This is a genomic window from Streptomyces sp. MB09-02B, from assembly GCF_033794485.1.
In the GTDB taxonomy this organism is placed as follows: Bacteria; Actinomycetota; Actinomycetes; order Streptomycetales; family Streptomycetaceae; genus Streptomyces.
On the sequence record NZ_JARGEE010000015.1, the window covers coordinates 1 to 16,697 of the forward strand.

15 protein-coding genes and 1 tRNA gene are annotated in these 16,697 nt (G+C 67.9%); 9 read left to right on the forward strand and 7 right to left on the reverse strand.

The window, feature by feature from the left end; all coding sequences use genetic code 11:
• Nucleotides 1-254 precede the first annotated feature (254 nt).
• Together P1P70_RS04240 and P1P70_RS04245 are read right to left on the reverse strand one after the other, a co-directional pair.
• Nucleotides 255-2,171 (reverse strand): serine/threonine-protein kinase, encoded by a 1,917-nt coding sequence (locus P1P70_RS04240; protein ID WP_319234694.1) that lies wholly within the window; start codon nucleotides 2,169-2,171, stop codon nucleotides 255-257.
• Nucleotides 2,172-2,490: 319 nt separating this feature from the next.
• Complete coding sequence (locus P1P70_RS04245; protein WP_033530590.1) at nucleotides 2,491-3,039, reverse strand: helix-turn-helix domain-containing protein; 549 nt, start codon at nucleotides 3,037-3,039, stop codon at nucleotides 2,491-2,493.
• Nucleotides 3,040-3,221: 182 nt separating this feature from the next.
• Here P1P70_RS04245 and P1P70_RS04250 point away from each other — a divergent pair.
• Nucleotides 3,222-3,294 (forward strand) — tRNA-Ala (locus P1P70_RS04250).
• Nucleotides 3,295-3,766: 472 nt separating this feature from the next.
• On the opposite strand, the gene P1P70_RS04255 is transcribed toward P1P70_RS04250, so the two are convergent.
• Complete coding sequence (locus tag P1P70_RS04255) at nucleotides 3,767-4,468, reverse strand: DUF5324 family protein (protein WP_319234695.1); 702 nt, start codon at nucleotides 4,466-4,468, stop codon at nucleotides 3,767-3,769.
• Between the two features lie 360 nt (nucleotides 4,469-4,828).
• Here P1P70_RS04255 and P1P70_RS04260 point away from each other — a divergent pair, with 360 nt between their 5' ends.
• The gene (locus tag P1P70_RS04260; protein WP_152170211.1) at nucleotides 4,829-5,362 is read left to right on the forward strand and encodes a peptidylprolyl isomerase; all 534 of its coding nucleotides are present in this window, start codon (nucleotides 4,829-4,831) and stop codon (nucleotides 5,360-5,362) included.
• A gap of 151 nt (nucleotides 5,363-5,513) precedes the next feature.
• A complete protein-coding gene (locus P1P70_RS04265) occupies nucleotides 5,514-6,401 on the forward strand; it encodes a rhomboid family intramembrane serine protease (protein ID WP_319234697.1) in 888 nt (295 codons plus the stop codon).
• A gap of 303 nt (nucleotides 6,402-6,704) precedes the next feature.
• Here P1P70_RS04265 and crgA read toward each other — a convergent pair whose 3' ends face one another.
• Nucleotides 6,705-6,959 carry a cell division protein CrgA gene (gene crgA / locus P1P70_RS04270; protein ID WP_045558527.1) on the reverse strand — a complete coding sequence of 85 codons (255 nt, stop codon included), beginning with the start codon at nucleotides 6,957-6,959 and terminating at the stop codon, nucleotides 6,705-6,707.
• A 142-nt stretch (nucleotides 6,960-7,101) separates the two neighbouring features.
• Here crgA and P1P70_RS04275 point away from each other — a divergent pair, with 142 nt between their 5' ends.
• The 6 genes from P1P70_RS04275 to P1P70_RS04300 are packed head-to-tail and all read left to right on the forward strand — an operon-like array spanning nucleotide 7,102 to nucleotide 11,442.
• Nucleotides 7,102-7,881, forward strand: coding sequence for a DUF881 domain-containing protein (locus P1P70_RS04275; RefSeq protein WP_319234698.1), 780 nt, complete (start codon nucleotides 7,102-7,104; stop codon nucleotides 7,879-7,881).
• A 17-nt stretch (nucleotides 7,882-7,898) separates the two neighbouring features.
• A complete protein-coding gene (locus P1P70_RS04280) occupies nucleotides 7,899-8,591 on the forward strand; it encodes a class E sortase (protein ID WP_319234699.1) in 693 nt (230 codons plus the stop codon).
• Between the two features lie 53 nt (nucleotides 8,592-8,644).
• Nucleotides 8,645-8,806 (forward strand): hypothetical protein, encoded by a 162-nt coding sequence (locus P1P70_RS04285; RefSeq protein ID WP_237314026.1) that lies wholly within the window; start codon nucleotides 8,645-8,647, stop codon nucleotides 8,804-8,806.
• Nucleotides 8,803-9,453 carry an aminodeoxychorismate/anthranilate synthase component II gene (locus P1P70_RS04290; protein ID WP_319234701.1) on the forward strand — a complete coding sequence of 217 codons (651 nt, stop codon included), beginning with the start codon at nucleotides 8,803-8,805 and terminating at the stop codon, nucleotides 9,451-9,453. Before P1P70_RS04285 ends, P1P70_RS04290 begins: the two co-directional genes overlap by 4 nt.
• Complete coding sequence (locus P1P70_RS04295) at nucleotides 9,450-10,676, forward strand: class E sortase (protein WP_319234703.1); 1,227 nt, start codon at nucleotides 9,450-9,452, stop codon at nucleotides 10,674-10,676. Before P1P70_RS04290 ends, P1P70_RS04295 begins: the two co-directional genes overlap by 4 nt.
• A gap of 25 nt (nucleotides 10,677-10,701) precedes the next feature.
• Nucleotides 10,702-11,442, forward strand: coding sequence for a class E sortase (locus P1P70_RS04300; protein WP_319234705.1), 741 nt, complete (start codon nucleotides 10,702-10,704; stop codon nucleotides 11,440-11,442).
• Nucleotides 11,443-11,615: 173 nt separating this feature from the next.
• On the opposite strand, the gene pknB is transcribed toward P1P70_RS04300, so the two are convergent.
• The 3 genes from pknB to P1P70_RS04315 all read right to left on the reverse strand — a co-directional run bounded on the left by pknB (nucleotide 11,616) and on the right by P1P70_RS04315 (nucleotide 16,679).
• A complete protein-coding gene (pknB, locus tag P1P70_RS04305) occupies nucleotides 11,616-13,607 on the reverse strand; it encodes a Stk1 family PASTA domain-containing Ser/Thr kinase (RefSeq protein WP_319234707.1) in 1,992 nt (663 codons plus the stop codon).
• 169 nt (nucleotides 13,608-13,776) lie between these two features.
• Nucleotides 13,777-15,243 carry a peptidoglycan D,D-transpeptidase FtsI family protein gene (locus P1P70_RS04310; RefSeq protein WP_319234708.1) on the reverse strand — a complete coding sequence of 489 codons (1,467 nt, stop codon included), beginning with the start codon at nucleotides 15,241-15,243 and terminating at the stop codon, nucleotides 13,777-13,779.
• Complete coding sequence (locus P1P70_RS04315) at nucleotides 15,240-16,679, reverse strand: FtsW/RodA/SpoVE family cell cycle protein (RefSeq protein ID WP_319234709.1); 1,440 nt, start codon at nucleotides 16,677-16,679, stop codon at nucleotides 15,240-15,242. The genes P1P70_RS04310 and P1P70_RS04315 overlap by 4 nt, the downstream gene beginning before the upstream one ends.
• Between the last annotated feature and the right edge of the window lie 18 nt (nucleotides 16,680-16,697).

Sequence of the window (16,697 nt, forward strand, 5' to 3'; positions counted from 1 at the left end):
CGTATAGATTTTTTTTCCTTTTTCTGGGGCCTGGGAGTGTTGTTTAGGGGCCGCCCTTTGGTGGGGTGGGGGGGCAACCCGGTGCGAGAGCGTCGGCTGTGTGCCCACGGTCGGCTGAGGCTGCCGGGGGCATGGCGGCTGTGTGAGGAGGCCACGGACCGCAGGGTCTGCCGGGACCTCGAGGACCGTTGGGCCGCGGGGGCGACAGGGTCCGCAGGTTCGGGGTGTGAGGTGCGGGGTGCGGGGTGCGGGGATCAGAGCTGGCCCAGAGCCCAGAACCCCACCGCGAAACAGGCCAGGGCAAGCAGCAGGATCGGGACGACCACTTTGGCGGGCGGGCCCGAACGGCGCCGGCGAAGGGCCCTCGATCGACGTGGAACCTGCGGGGGCCGAGCGGTGTATGAACCAGTAGAGGCGTACGCGTGCTGCTGCACCGCCGGGGCTGGGGCCTGAGAGAGGCCCAACGGCGGGTGCGGCTGGGGGGAGGGCACATGCGCGGGTTCGGAGTGTTGCGCTGGGGCTGTTCGGACGGGTGTCCCGGCAAGGGGACTGGCCTGCTGCTCGGGTTGCTGCTGTGGGTGCTCCAGGCCGGGGGTGTGCTGCTCGGCCCGTCGCGATGCTGCGTGGGCGGTGAGTACCTGGGGCGGGGGCAGATGAAAGCTGCCGGTGTCCGACATCGTGGAGTGGCGCGGCGGTGCGGGGGCGTCTTCGGGCCGGGGCGGTACGGCGGAGGGGGGCGACTCGGGCGATATGTGACCGGCGTGGGTCGACGACGCCGAAGACGCCGACGACGTGGGGGCGGAGTCCTGAGACCAGTGACCGGTTCCTGTTCCCGTGCCGGCGCCTGAACCAGTGCTCGGGTCGTTGTCTGTGACACCAGCACCGGCACCGGCACCGAACCCGGAGCCATTGCCGGAGCTGATGGAGTCGGTCTGGGGCGGGGCGGTTGTGGGCATCGGCGGCGGAGCTACGGAGCCTGTGCCCGTGTATGGGGGCTGAGGGGCGGCGCTTGGGGGCGGTGCCAGTGGCGCGGGGGCCCTCCCGGGCTGGGACGGCGGGTCCATGGGCGGCGGGCTGTACGCCGGTGGATGGTGAGGCGGTGGTGGGGTCGCGTCCGTGCTGGGTGAGAGGGCGGGCGCCGAGGCGGCGGCGGAAGCGAGCGGCGATGAAGGGGCGTACAGATGAGGTGAGTTGGGAGGGGCGTAGGTTCCCGGGCCGGGAGTGGGGGAGGACGTGCCGCTGGTGTCAGCGCCGGTGCTTGTGCCTGTTTTGTCCAGTCCCGAGGCTTTGTGCAGGGGACCTTCGGGAGCGAAGCCTGTGGGTAGCGGACCGAGTTGGTCGAAGACCTCCACCAACTCGTCGTCGGGTCCCGGCTCCGGCAGCAGCTCGATGGCTGCGGCCAGGGCTTTGCGGGCGCCTGTGGCGGTGCGGAAGCGGGAGTTGGGGTCCGGCTGGAGCAGCGTGGCGATGACCTGCCACAGCGGCTCGGGGATGCCTCGCGGTGCCTTCGGAGTGCCATGGGCAGCGAAGTGCTCGATGAGGGCCTTGGCGTCGGGCTTCGCGCCCTCCAGCAGGTACAGGGCGACGAGGCCCACTGCGAAGAGATCGGCCGGGAAATCCGGATCCGCGCCCAGCATCTGCTCGGGAGCGAAGTAACCCGGCGTTCCCACCACGTAGTTGGTCTCGGTCAGACGGGGCTCGCCCAAGCGCATGGCGATGCCGAAGTCGGACAGGCGCAGGCGGGGGCGGGCCGTGCCCGTGGCTTCCAGGAGCACGTTGGCAGGCTTGATGTCGCGGTGGATGACGCCCTCGGCGTGCACGGCGGCGAGGCCGGACAGGAGTTGATCGAGCAGACCGCAGACGTAGGCGGGTGGAAGGGGACCGTAGTCGTTGACGAGGTTGACCAGTGAGCCTCCGGCCACCAGGTCCATGGTGAACAGGACCTTGTCGTCGTCGGCGGCCCAGCTGGCGGGGGCGAGCACATGCGGGTGGTCGATCCGTACGGCCTGCTCGCGGACGAAGCGCAGCAGAGCGTGCGCGTCACGCTGTTGCAGGACCTTGGCGGCCACATAGCGGCGGCGGCGGTGGTCCCAGGTGCGCCAGACCGCGCCGACTCCCCCGCGCCCGATCGGGTCGACCAGTTCGTACCGGCCGGCGAAGACCTCACCCATGGCTGTGCGTCGTTCCCCCTTCGGCTCCCCTCTTGGCTGCCCGTCGGCGGAGGGCACGGCGCTCGCGCCGCCCTCCGCGGAGCCGGCTCGCACATGCCCGGCTTCCCCCGGAGCTGGTACCCGCTTCTGTCCCCCTGCCGCTCTGTCTGTTCCTGCTTCCGGTTCCTGCTTCCGGTTCCTGCTTCCGGTTCCTGCTTCCGGTTCCTGCGCGGAGCCTACGTCCACGACGCCGCGGCTCACGAGGGGCCTACAGACCCCTTTCCCCGTTTTCGGCCTCGGCCCGGTCGCCGAACCCCCTTTCGGGGACCGGGCCTTGCGCTCAGTTCTGGTGGGACTGGTAGTGCGCCACCGCGTCCGAGGTGCGGCCCGCGCCGTACACCCGGAGGAACTCTGCCAGCTCAGGGTGGGTCGGGGCGAGGGTGTCCGCCGCCTCGATGATGTCGCCCGCGGCTGCCACCGAGCGAAGCAGCGACTGGATCTCGCGGACGACCCGCTTGACCGTGGGCGCCCCCGAACTCGTCGTCGACTGCGTGGTGTTGCTGAGCACCGATCCCCCCTGTGACTTCTTGATCTCATCCATGCGCTCGGTCGCCTCGGCGGCGCTCACGCTGCCGTCCGCGACCTGACCCGCCAGGTCCTGCAGCAACTGCACCCGCTGAACCACTGCCGGGTTGCCGATCTTGGCACGCTGACCGCTCATCAGCTGCGACAGCATCGGTGCGGACAGGCCCAGAACCCCCGCGAGCCGGGCCTGGTTGAGACCCAGGTCCTCGATGAGCCTACGGAAGAGCGCCCCCAACGGCTCTCCGTACCAGTTCCGCTGCAGCTCCCGGGCTCTTGCGGTCGCTTCCTGCTGTGCGGCGTCCATTGCGTCTCCCCATCGCTTCCCCAAATACCGCGGTTCGCTGTAGCGAACCACGACGAGCATCTTACGGAGAGTGGTCGTTCACGGGGACCCCCAATCTTTTTGCGAGATCCCGGGGGTGACCCGGTACTCTGGTCTGCGAAGCCTCCCGGTGGTCCTTCTCTCCGGGTGGGTGCTTCCCTTCCGGGGCCTTAGCTCAGTTGGTAGAGCGCTGTCTTTGCATGGCAGATGTCAGGGGTTCGACTCCCCTAGGCTCCACAGCGGATGGACCGGGCCGGATGTCATAGGACATTCGGCCCGGTCTTTTTTCCTGCCCCGGCACTGTGGTCGTGGGTGGCGTCCCGGGCGGTGGTCGTCGCGATCGCTATGTGTGCGCTCACCAGAAAGAAGGCTGCTGGAACGGGGCAACGGGCGGTGGCGCGTGTTGGCGTACGCATATGCGAAACCAGTGTTCTGGGTCACAGTGCTGGGTGGCGGAATATGCACGTCACCCTTCGCAACCGGATCAGTACCTTCCGAATGATGGGGTGGCGGGTCCTTGCCGGGCGCCGCTGTTTCACGTGAAACAGCCCTGTGGGGCAGAAGACGTTCAAGTCTTCTGCCCCACAGGGCTGTTGAAAGATGCCCCGCCGAACGAACCCTCGGGCAGGGCCGGGCCGGGCAGACAAACGTCCTCCGACGCCGGCAGTGGTGGAGAAAGTGGCTTCGGCTGCCGGTGCTCAGTCGTTTCTCAGCGGCGGTTGTCCCGGTCGGCGGCCTCGTCCTCAGCCTGCTTGGCTTCGACCTCGGGGTCGAGAACGGACTGGCCGCTACCGTCCACCGAGGACAGACGACCGGAGTCGGAGACCTCAGTGGCTGCGGGGGGCTCGACCAGCCAGTCGGGGTTGGCCTGCTTGTCCCACCACTTCCAGGCGGCGAAGGCGCCGCCCGCCAGGACACCCAGGACGGCCATGCCCTTGGCGGCGCGGCCTAGCCTCGCCCGACGCTGCTGCCTGCGGACCAGCCGCTGGATCTGCTGGGGTGAGACCTGTCCACGCAGTGCGGCCAGCGCCGCGACACTGCGGGCGGTGGCCTCCTCGCGGACCGGGCCGGCGGCGGCCACAGCCTGCTCGATACGGGGACGGGAGTAGTCGGCGGCCTGGCGGGCCGCCTTGCGGGTGCGTGCGGCGGCTTCATGGGCCGCGTGGTCGACCTTCGGCGGCACATGCGTGCGAGCCTGCTCCAAGCGCGGGACGACATGGGCGCCGTACTGGACGCGTGCCTGTTCCGCGGCCTGCGAAACCTTCGGCGCGAGTCGTACACGTGCCTCCTGCGCGTAGTGCGAGGCCTTGTCCTTGGCCGTGTCGGCGTAGGGCGCCACCACTTCCGCGGCGTGCAGCACGCTTCCCTTCGCCGAGCCGGTCGCGGCGCGCACGCTGTCGATGCGGGTCACGGGATCCTCCTCCTCGGTGGCGTACGTAATTCGACTTTCCACCCTTTTGGGGATCATGCCTCTCGGAGCGCTCCGGGGCATGTGCGGGCGGGCATCCGGGTCATGGTCTCGACCCCGGCCGATCATCGACAGGAGCCGCTCATGAATCCGGTCACGTGCAATAGAGGATGAATGCGGGACAACGGGAACTTGTCCACGACAGGGCCGACAATGCCACGGATCGCCGCGAAGCGCGCCGGTACCGGTGGTACTCGGCCGGTTTTCCGCGCGCCCGCCGTACAAGAGCGTGGGCGTCGGGGGACGGACGGCGTCGTCCGTGCGAGGATCGGGGGAGTCACAAAGGACAACGGAAGGCAGATCGTGGCAGAGCAGCTGTACGCCACCCTGAAGACCAACCATGGCGACATCGAGGTGCGGCTGCTGCCGAACCACGCGCCCAAGACGGTCCGTAACTTCGTCGAGCTCGCCCAGGGCGAGCGTGAGTGGACCAACCCGGCCACCGGCCAGAAGTCCACGGACAAGCTCTACGACGGCACGGTCTTCCACCGGGTGATCAGTGGATTCATGATCCAGGGCGGTGACCCGCTGGGCAACGGCACGGGTGGTCCCGGCTACCAGTTCGCGGACGAGTTCCACCCGGACCTCGGCTTCGACAAGCCCTACCTGCTGGCCATGGCCAACGCCGGACCGGGCACCAACGGCTCGCAGTTCTTCATCACCGTTTCCCCGACGGCGTGGCTGAACCGCAAGCACACCATCTTCGGTGAGGTCGTCGACGCGGCCAGCCAGAAGGTCGTGGACGCCATCGCCGGCGCTCAGACCAACCCGCGCACCGACCGTCCGGTCAACGACGTCGTCATCGAGTCGGTCGTCGTCGAGACCCGCCAGGGCTGAGCCCTCGGGCCCGCCGCCCGGGTCAAGCATCAACGGTTCTCCACCGGGACCGGGCCCCGAAAGGTTCACAAGGTCCCGAAGGGAACCAATCGCCCCGCTCGTCCGTAAGGATGGGCGGGGCGATGCGTTCCACAGGAGACGGAGGGACCCGATGGACCAGGTGCCGAGCCGCTCGCAGGACGCGCAGAGCCTGCCCACCTGCTACCGGCATCCGGACCGGGAGACGGGTATCCGCTGTACTCGCTGCGAGCGTCCGATCTGCCCCGAGTGCATGGTGAGCGCCTCCGTCGGCTTCCAGTGCCCCGACTGCGTCCGCAACGGCTCGGGCACGGGCCAAGCGCCTTCCGCCTCGGCCCCGCGCACTCTCGCGGGGGGCACGGTCGCCGCCGACCCCCGACTTCTCACCAAGATCCTTATCGGCGCGAACCTACTGCTCTTCCTGGTGACGCAAGCCATCGGCGACACCTTCACCGAGCGGTTCGCCCTCGTCGGACGGGACTGGGATTCCGATCTCGGCTCATTCCAGGGCGTCGCCGAAGGCCAGTGGTACCGCCTGGTCACGTCGATGTTCCTGCACAGCGGTGTCATGCACATCGCCTTCAACATGCTCAGCCTGTGGTGGATCGGCGGCCCGCTGGAAGCCGCCCTCGGCCGAGCCCGCTATCTGGCCCTCTACTTCGCCTCGGGCCTGGCGGGCAGCGCGCTCACCTACCTGCTCGCCGCGCCGAGCCAACTGACGCTCGGCGCGTCCGGCGCCATCTTCGGCCTCTTCGGCGCGACAGCCGTCCTCATGCGTCGGCTGAAGTACGACATGCGCCCGGTCATCGTCCTGCTGGTCATCAACCTGGTCATCACTTTCGGCTGGTCCGGCATCGCCTGGCAGGCGCATGTCGGCGGCCTCGTCGGCGGTGTGCTGATCGGCTACGCGATGGTGCACGCGCCGCGTGAGCGACGGGCGCTGGTCCAATACGGCGCCTGCGCCCTGGTCCTGCTGACCGTGGTCGTGATGACCCTGCTCAGGACCGCGCAGCTGACCTGAGGTGATGCCGGACCGTTACCGGTCGGGCGCTCCGTCGACACCGTTACAGCACTGTTGTCCACAGACCGTGGCGGATCTTGTGCATAGGGTGCGGGAACAGGTGTGCCCCCTGTTGCTCACCTGTGTTTTCGCAGGTCAGGCAGGGGGCGAACATGCTTGCGGATGCCGGTAGGCCAGTCGTACCGGCGTCAACGCCCAGTGAGTTATCCACAGATCGTCGTTCTTTTTCCCCACTGTGGAAAACGCCTGTGGATAACTCCGTGGATTGCTCTGGGGAGAACTACCTCCACCGAGCGGAGACCACTACTTCCACTGGGTCGAGACGCCGAAGCCGGCGGCGATGAAGCCGAAGCCGACCACGATGTTCCAGTTGCCGAGCGAGTCGATCGGCAACGAGCCGTCCGTCACATAGAAGACGACGATCCAGGCGAGCCCGATGAGGAACATGGCCAGCATGACCGGAGCCACCCAGCCGCGGCTGTTCAGCTTGATGTTCGTGGCCTGCTTGGACGGCGGCGGCGTGTAGTCGGCCTTCTTGCGGATACGTGACTTCGGCACGAGGGTCTCTCCTGTCGATGCGCTGCGTGGCCGCGCAGGGAACTGTGGCGGGCTCCGGGGCAGCGTACAAGGGGACACTGAATGCTCCCCCGGGCGTCCGTTAGCGTAGTGCTTCCGCGGCGCCTAAGGAGATAAGGGTACGTTGAGCAATTCAGCCGACTCCCCCGAGGCGGGTTCCGGCACCACCTCCCGAGGCGGTTTCCGGCCCGTGCGCGTGCTCACCGTCGGGGTCTTCGCCCTTGCCGGGCTGATCTTCTTCACCAGCTTCGACACGGCCAAGGGCACCAATATCCGTACGGACGCCTCGCTGCTGAAGCTCTCCGACCTGATCCAGGAGCGCAGCCACAAGAACGGGCAACTCGACGAGTCCAACGCGGTGCTCCGGGACGACGTGGAGGCCCTGGCCGAGCGGGACGACGGCAGCACCAAGGCCGAGGACGCCCGGCTCAAAGCGCTGGAGAAGAACGCCGGCACCCAGAAGCTCAGGGGGCAGGCCCTCACGGTCACCCTCAACGACGCTCCGCCGGACGCCACCGCCAAACTCCCCGGTTATCCCGAGCCGCAGCCCGACTACCTGGTCATCCACCAGCAGGACCTGCAGGCCGTGGTGAACGCCCTGTGGCTGGGTGGCGCCGAGGGCATCAAGGTCATGGACCAGCGGCTGATCTCCACCAGCGCCGTCCGCTGCGTCGGCAACACCCTGATCCTCCAGGGCCGCGTCTACTCGCCCCCGTACAAGATCCAGGCGGTCGGTGACCCGGAGAAGCTCCAGAAGGCGCTCACCGCCAGCGAGGCGATCCAGAACTACATGGTCTACGTGAACGTCTACGGGCTGGGCTGGAAAGTCACCGAGGACGGGCCGGTGACTCTTCCCGGCTACTCGGGCACAGTGGATCTGAAGTACGCGAAGCCCGTGGAGTGACGGCAGCCGGGGGACCCGTGTCGGTGCGCGTGATCGTGAGGACCGTCAGCGAGCTCTGCATCACCGTCGGCACCCTGATCGTGCTCTTCGTCGTCTACGTGCTCTTCTGGACCGGTGTGAAGGCCGACACCGAGATGGACCACCAGGTCGACCTGCTCCAGGAGCGGTGGGCGACACAGCCGACGAGGCCGACGTCCGGACCGGGCTCCTCGGCGGCTCCGGAGCCGCCCGTCGCGTACGAGAGCGGTGAGCCCTTCGCGCTCATGTACATCCCGCGCCTTGGTTTCACGTGGAACAAGCCCGTCCTGGAGGGCACGAAGACGGACACACTCAAGAAAGGACTCGGCCACTACGCGAACACCGCGCAGCTGGGGCAGAAGGGGAACTTCGCCGTCGCGGGCCACCGCCGCACCTACGGCGATCCCTTCAAAGATTTTCCCAAGCTGCGTCCCGGCGACGAGGTCGTACTGACCGACGGCGCGGACTGGTTCACGTACGTCATCGACAAGGGGCCCTACCGGACATTGCCCACGGACGTCCAGGTCATCGACCCCGTGCCGACGAAATCGGGCTACACGCGCGCGGGGCGCTATCTGACGCTGACGACGTGCGATCCGGAGTGGGGACACAGCCATCGCCTCATCGTCTGGGGCCATCTGGATTCCACACAGCCTGTCGAGTCAGGGAAACCGGAGGCACTACGCCGTTAGTCTGGTGGCGGTACGGCGTGATTCCGGTGCCGTGGTGTGAAGGAAGGGACGGCATGTACGGCTGGATCTGGCGACATCTGCCGGGTAACGCGTGGCTGAAGGCGCTGATGTCCATCGTGCTGACTCTGGCCGTCGTCTACGTCCTCTTCCAATACGTCTTTCCCTGGGCCGAGCCCCTGCTGCCCTTCAACGATGTGACGGTGAACGACCAGTGAGTGCCGCCCGACCCGCCCGGGTTCTCGTCGTCGACAACTACGACAGCTTCGTCTTCAACCTGGTCCAGTACCTGTACCAGCTGGGCGCCGAGTGCGAGGTGCTGCGCAACGACGAGGTGGCGACCTCCCACGCCCAGGACGGCTTCGACGGCGTGCTCCTGTCCCCCGGCCCGGGCACCCCCGAGGAGGCCGGCGTCTGCGTGGACATGGTCCGCCACTGTGCCGCGACCGGCGTCCCCGTCTTCGGCGTATGCCTCGGTATGCAGTCCATGCAGGTGGCGTACGGCGGCGTCGTGGACCGCGCGCCCGAACTGCTGCACGGAAAGACCTCGCTGGTGGAACACGAGGGCAAGGGGGTCTTCGCGGGCCTGCCCACACCCTTCACCGCGACCCGCTACCACTCCCTGGCCGCGGAGCCGGCCACCGTGCCGGCCGAGCTGGAGATCACGGCGCGCACGCACGACGGGATCATCATGGGCCTCAGGCATCGGGAGCTGCCGGTCGAGGGCGTGCAGTTCCACCCCGAGTCGGTGCTCACCGAGCACGGCCACCGCATGCTCGCCAACTGGCTGGCCGAATGCGGTGACCAAGGGGCCGTGGCCAGGTCGACGGGGCTCGCCCCCGTGGTGGGCAGGGCCACGGCGTGACGGCACTGCGCCCCGAGCGCGAGAGTGCCCCCTACGACGGCGAGGCCGCGTACGGGGGCGCCGAGTCGTTCGAGGCGGAGGCCTTTCAGCCGGTGGCGCCGTTCGGCGACACGGCCGAGCCTCACCAATGGACCGCCCAACAGGCCCCGCAGTTCGGGCAGGGCGACTGGTTCGGTCAGCAGCAGCCGTACAGGGAGCCCTCGTTCTCGTCATACGAGACCTACGAGCCGCGTCCCGAGCCCTCGTCCGGAGGGCTGTACGAGACCGACACCGCTCTGCAGCACCCTCCGATCGACGAGGAGACGGTGGCGCTCCGGGTGGAGGAGGCGCGGCGGATGGCCGCCGCGGCCCAGCCGATACCCGCGCCCCCGGCTCCCGGAGGCCGTGCGGCCCGCCGTAAGGCCGCGAGACGGCACGGGAGGCACGGGGGCTCCCCGGGGGGCCACGCGGGCTCCGGAACCGCTCAGGGGCCCGAGGAGGGCTTAGGAGAGGACGGCCTGTCGGCGCCCCGCTCCAGGATCGAGGCGCGACGGGCGGCGCGGGCGCGCAAGCCCAGCGTGGGAGTGATCGCAAGCCGGCTCATCGGCGAGGTGTTCATCACCACCGGCGTGGTGATGCTGCTCTTCGTCACCTACCAGCTTTGGTGGTCCAACATCCGCGCCCATCAGCAGGCGGGCCGGGAGGCGACGAGCCTCCAGGAGGAGTGGAAGAGCGGCAAGCGCGCGCCGGGCGCCTTCGAGCCCGGGCAGGGCTTCGCCATCCTGCACATCCCGAAGCTGGACGTCGTCGTGCCGATCGCCGAGGGCATCAGCAAGTCGAAGGTCCTGGACCGCGGAATGGTGGGTCACTACGACGAGAACAGCATCAAGACGGCCATGCCCGAGGACAAGGCGGGCAACTTCGGCATAGCGGGCCACCGCAACACGCATGGTGAACCGTTCCGGTACATCAACCGACTCAAGCCGGGCGACCCGATCGTCGTGGAGACGCAGGACACGTACTACGTCTACGACATGGCCTCGATCCTGCCGGTGACCCCGCCGTCGAACGTCAGCGTGCTCCAACCCGTGCCCCCGGGTTCCGGCTTCACCCAGCCGGGGCGGTACATCACGCTGACCACGTGCACGCCGGAGTTCACGAGCAAGTACCGCATGATCGTGTGGGGCAAGATGGTGGAGGAACGGCCGCGCAGCGAGGGGAAGCCCGACGCGCTCGTCCAGTAGGGGCTCGACCAAGGGCGGAAGAACTGTGGCAGTGACCACCGACGACACCGAAGAGAAGACGGACACGTCCGAGGCCACGCCGCGGCGCCGCGGCATGAGCCGGATCGCCATGGCGGTCAGTGTCTTCGGTGAACTCCTCATCACGGCGGGCCTGGTGCTCGGTCTGTTCGTCGTCTACTCGCTGTGGTGGACGAACGTCCTCGCCGACCGCGAGGCGGACAAGGAAGGGAACAAGGTCCGCGACACCTGGGCATCGGACGACGGCCCCGGCGCCCTGGACACCAAGGACGGCATCGGCTTCCTGCACGTCCCCGCCATGAAGAACGGCGAGGTCCTGGTGAAGAAGGGCACCTCCACCAAGATCCTCAACGGTGGCGTCGCCGGCTACTACACCGACCCGGTCAAGGCGACCCTCCCCAGCTCCGACAAGGACGGCAACTTCACCCTGGCCGCCCACCGCGACGGACACGGCGCGAAGTTCCACAACATCGACAAGCTCGAGAAGGGCGACGCGATCGTCTTCGAGACCCGCGACAACTGGTACGTCTACAAGGTCTACGACACCCTCACCGAGACCTCGAAGTACAACGTCAAGGTCCTCTCGAACATCCCCAAGGAGTCCGGCAGGAAGAAGGCCGGTAAATACATCACCCTCACCACCTGCACGCCCGTCTACACGTCCCGGTACCGATACATCGTGTGGGGCGAGCTGGAGCGCGTGGAGCGGGTGAACGCGGAGCGCACGCTGCCGAAGGAACTCCGCTAGCTACGGCTGGTGGGTTGTTCCCCCGCTGGGATGGTTCACGTGAAACATCCGGTTTCACGTGAAACATCGCGACCACGAAGGAGCCCCGGCAACCCCCTCAGGGAGGGTGCCGGGGCTCCTTCGTCGTACGGGGCAGGGGACTGGATCAGTTGCCCTGCCGTGGGCGGGTGGCGCTAACCGAAGTCGCCGCCGCCGAAACCGCCGCCATTGTTGTTGTTGCCGTTGTTGCCGCCGAAACCGACCGAAGCGAGGGTGATCGTCGTCTGGGCCGGGTCGGCTTCGTTGCCGCCGTCCGGGTCCTGGTCAGTGACGAGCGCGGTGTCGCTCTGGTCGCTTCCGCCCGCGAACTGGATGTTGGTGAAGCCGGCCGCCTGCAGGATCTGCTTGGCCTGGCCCACGGTCCGTCCGACGACGTTCGGGACCTCGGCCTCCTGCTCCTCGGCCGCCTTACCGATCTGGATGGTGACCGTGTCGCCCTTGTTGAGCTCGGAGCCTGCCTCGGGGCTGGTCGCGATGACCTTGCCGACGAGGTTGGGGTCTTGGGTCTCGACCTCGGTGCAGGTACCGACGAGGTTGTTGGCCTCCATCTGGGACTTGGCGGCGTCGCAGTCCCGACCGGTGACGGTCGGCACCGTGGCCTTCTCCTCGGCCTTGGCGACCTCCAGGGTGACCGTCGATCCCTTCTCCAACTCCGTGCCCGGGTCGGGGTCCTGGCTGAGGACGGTTCCGGGGTCTTCAGAAGACTCCGCCGACTCGGTCTCGACCTGCATGCCCTTGTCCTCGAGCAACTTGGTGGCCGCTTCGATGTCCTTGTCGATGACGTTGGGGATAGCGACCTTCGGAGCACCCGTCGAGATCACCAGGGCGATGGTGTCACCCTTCTTGACCGGGTCGCCCGCAGCTGGGTTCTGCGTGCAGACATTGCCGGTCTTCTCGTCCTCGCACGCGTCCTTGGTCGTCGTCACCTTGAGGTCGACGTTGTTGGCCGACTGTTTGGCATCCGCCTCGCTCTGCCCGATGAAGTTCGGTGTCTTGAGGGTGTCGTTGCCCGTGCCGTTGCCCGAGAACATCCACTGGCCGATGAGGACCGCGCCGATCAGCACCAGGACACCCGCGACGACCAGGAGGATCGTCGAGGTGTTGTTCTTCTTCTGCTGCTGGCGGCGACGGCCCTGGCGGTCGTCGTAACCGCCGTAGCCGTCGTCCGGGCCGACCGGCGGGAGCATCGTCGTGGCACCGGCGTCGGCGCGCAGGGCGGTGGTCGGCTGGTCGTCCGGGTAGCCGCCGTAGCCGACTGACCCCATGGCCGCCGTGGCGGCGACGGGCTGGCCGTCGAGGCAGGCCTCGATGTCGGCCCGCATCTCGTCGGCGGACTGGTAGCGGTAGTCCGGGTCCTTGACCAGGGCACGCAGGACGATGGCGTCCATCTCCGGAGTGATCTCCGGGTCGAAGACGCTCGGCGGCTGCGGCTCCTCCCGCACGTGCTGGTAGGCGACCGCCACGGGGGAGTCACCCACGAACGGCGGGCGGACCGTCAGCAGCTCGTAGAGCAGACAGCCGGTCGAGTACAGGTCGGACCGTGCGTCCACCTGCTCGCCCTTGGCCTGCTCCGGCGAGAGGTACTGGGCGGTGCCGATGACCGCGGACGTCTGCGTCATCGTCATACCGGAGTCGCCCATGGCGCGGGCGATACCGAAGTCCATGACCTTGACCTGGCCGTTGCGCGTCAGCATGACGTTGGCCGGCTTGATGTCGCGGTGGACGATCTGGTTGCGGTGGGCGTACTCCAGTCCCTGGAGGATGCCGATGGTCATCTCCATCGCCCGCTCCGGCAGCAGCTTGCGGCCGCTGTGGAGAAGCTCACGGAGGGTGGAGCCCTCGACGTACTCCATGACGATGTACGGGATCGAGACCCCGTCGATGTAGTCCTCGCCCGTGTCGTAGACCGCCACGATCGCGGGGTGGTTGAGCGAGGCGGCCGACTGGGCCTCCCGGCGGAACCGGGCCTGGAAGGTGGGGTCGCGCGCGAGGTCCGCTCGCAGCGTCTTCACCGCCACGGTGCGGCCGAGGCGGGTGTCCATCGCGAGGTAGACCTCCGCCATGCCACCACGGCCGAGCACCTGGCCCAGCTCGTACCGGCCGCCGAGGCGACGCGGCTCTTCCATAGCTTCCTACCAGCCCTCTCCGTCGGTCCCGACCGCACCCATGTGTGGTCCGGCGGCTGTGCTCCGGGCATACGGTACCCGGCTCGCCTTCTGTGACCTGGCCAACCGCGTCACCCGATACAGGACCGGTATCGCAACGTGCACCGATGTGAAGGCGACGTGAGCGGGGTCACTTCTTGCTGTTGATCACTGCCTGCATCACGCTCTTCGCGATCGGGGCGGCCAGACCGCCACCGGAGATGTCACCGCGGTCGGCCGCGCCGTCCTCGACGACCACGGCCACGGCCACCGGCGAGCTGCCGTCGCTGAGCTGGGCGTACGCGATGAACCAGGCGTACGGCTTCTCACTGTTGTTGAGGCCGTGCTGCGCGGTACCGGTCTTGCCGCCGACGGTGACGCCGTTGATCTTCGCCTTGCCGCCCGTGCCCTGGGGGTCGTTGACGACGGTCTCCATCATGTCCTGGAGCTTCTGGGCGGTCTCACCCGAGATCGCCTGGGACAGGGGCTCGGGCTCATGCGTCTCGATGATGTCGAGGTTGGAGGCGCGCAGCTGGTCGACCATGTACGGCTTCATCAGCTCGCCGTCGTTGGCGACGGCGGAGGCGACCATGGCCATCTGCAGCGGGGTGGCCCGGTTGGAGGCCTGACCGATGCCGCCCATGGCGTTCTGCGGATCGTTGTCCTCGGGGTACACGCTCTCTGCGGCGCGGACCGGGACGTCCATCTCGTCCTCGTTGAAGCCGAACTTCTCGGCCTGCTCGATCATCTTGTCGTTGCCGACGTTGTGCGACATATTCGCGAAGACCGTGTTGCAGGAGACCATCAGCGCGTACCGCAGGCTGGCGTTCTTGCACACGCCGTGCTCGTTGGTGAGGTCGGTCGTCGTGCCGGGCAGCTGGTACGGGTCGGGGGTCTTGGTCTTGTCGTCGATGCCCGAGACGATGCCGTTCTCGAGCGCCGCGGCCGCCGTGACCACCTTGTACGTGGAGCCCGGCGGGTAGGTCTCGCGCAGCGCGCGGTTCAGCATCGGCTTGTCGGGGTCCTTCTCCAGCTTCGAGAAGGTCTTGCTGTCCTTGGTGCTGATCCCGGCGAACGTGGACGGGTCGTAGGACGGCGTGGAGGCCAGGGCGAGGATCGCGCCGGTCTTGGGGTCGAGCGCGGCGACGGCGCCCTTCTTGTTGCCGAGGCCCTCGAAGGCCGCCTTCTGCGCGGCGGCGTTGAGGGTGGTGACGACGCTGCCGCCCTCCTTCTTCTTGCCGGTGAGCATGTCCAGCGTGTTCCGGAAGAAGAGCCGGTCGTCGTTCCCGGTGAGGATGCCGTCCTCGAGGCTCTCCAGCTGGGTGGCGCCGATGATCTGGGAGGAGTAGCCGGTGACCGGCGCCCACATCTCGCCGTTCTTCCACGTGCGCTTGTACTTGTAGTCGAGCCCCTCGGAAGCGACGGACCCTGTGATGGCCTTGCCGTCGACGATGATGTCCCCGCGAGGCGTGGCGTAGCGCTCGATCGCGACGCGACGGTTGTTCTTGTCGGTGGCGAGAGTGTCCGCCTGGACGTACTGGAGCCAGTTGTTGCGGATGAGCAGGGCGAGGACCAGGAGCCCGCAGAAGATCGCGATGCGGCGCAGGGGCTTGTTCATGACGGGCGGACCACCTGGGTCATCTCGGCGTCGGGGTTCGGTGCGGGCGCGGGCGCGGGCCGGCGTGCGGTGTCGCTGATTCTGATCAGGATGCCGATGAGTGCCCAGTTGGCGATCACCGAGGAACCGCCGTAGGCCAGGAACGGCATCGTCATACCGGTCAGGGGGATGAGGCCCATCACACCGCCGGCGACGACGAAGACCTGGAGGGCGAACGCGCCGGACAGGCCGACGGCGAGCAGCTTGCCGAACGGGTCGCGGGCGGCGAGGGCCGTGCGGATGCCGCGCTCCACGATCAGCCCGTAGATCAGCAGGATCGCCATCACGCCGGTCAGCCCCAGTTCCTCACCGAAGGTGGCGAGGATGAAGTCGGAGTTCGCGGCGAAGCGGATGAGCTCGGAGTGGCCCTGGCCCCAGCCGGTGCCGAGGGTGCCGCCGGAGCCGAAGGCCCACAGGGCCTCCATGGACTGCGCGGAGTGGCCGGCCACGGTCTTGGAGAGCTCCCACTCGCCCATGGGGTCCAGCCAGGCCTGTACACGCTGCTGCACGTGGATCTCGAACGAGGCCACGCCGACCGCGCCGGCCGCGGACATCAGCAGCCCGAAGACGATCCAGCTGGTTCGTTCGGTCGCGACGTACAGCATGATCACGAACATGCCGAAGAACAGCAGCGAGGTACCGAGGTCGGTCTCGAAGACCAGGATGAGGATCGAGATCGCCCAGACGACGATGATCGGGCCGAGGTCGCGGCCGCGCGGCAGGTACAGGCCCATGAAGCGGCGGCTGGCCAGTGCGAGCGCGTCGCGCTTCACCATCAGGTAGCCGGCGAAGAAGATCGCCAGCACGATTTTCGCGAACTCGCCCGGCTGGATGGTGAAGCTGCCGACCTGGATCCAGATCTTGGCGCCGTAGGTGAGTTCCGCGCCGAGGCCCGGCACCAGGGGGAGCAGCAGGAGGACCAGCGCGCCGGCCATGGAGATGTAGGTGTAGCGCTGGAGGGTGCGGTGGTCCTTGAGGAAGATCAGTACGGCGATGAGGAGCGCGATGCCCATCGCTGTGTAGACCAGCTGGTTGGTCGCCTTGCCGCCGGCCTGTCCGATCTGCTGGAGCAGTTTCGACTGGTCCAGTCGCCAGATCGCCACCAGCCCCAGCCCGTTCAGCAGCGTGGCCAGCGGGAGCATCAGCGGGTCGGCGTACGGCGCGAACTTGCGGATGACGAGATGGCCGATGCCGGCCAGCACCCCGAGGCCGATGCCGTAGGCGGCGAGTCCGGCGGGCACCTGGTCGTTCAGGGCGAGACCCACGTTGACGTAGGCGAACACCGGGATGACGACGGCGAACGCCAGCAGCGCCAGCTCGGTGTTGCGTCGGCTCGGGGTGCCGATCGCGCCGATCGTGGACGTGTGCTGCGTCGACGGGTTGGTAGTACTGCTCATCGTGTGACTGGGCCCCTC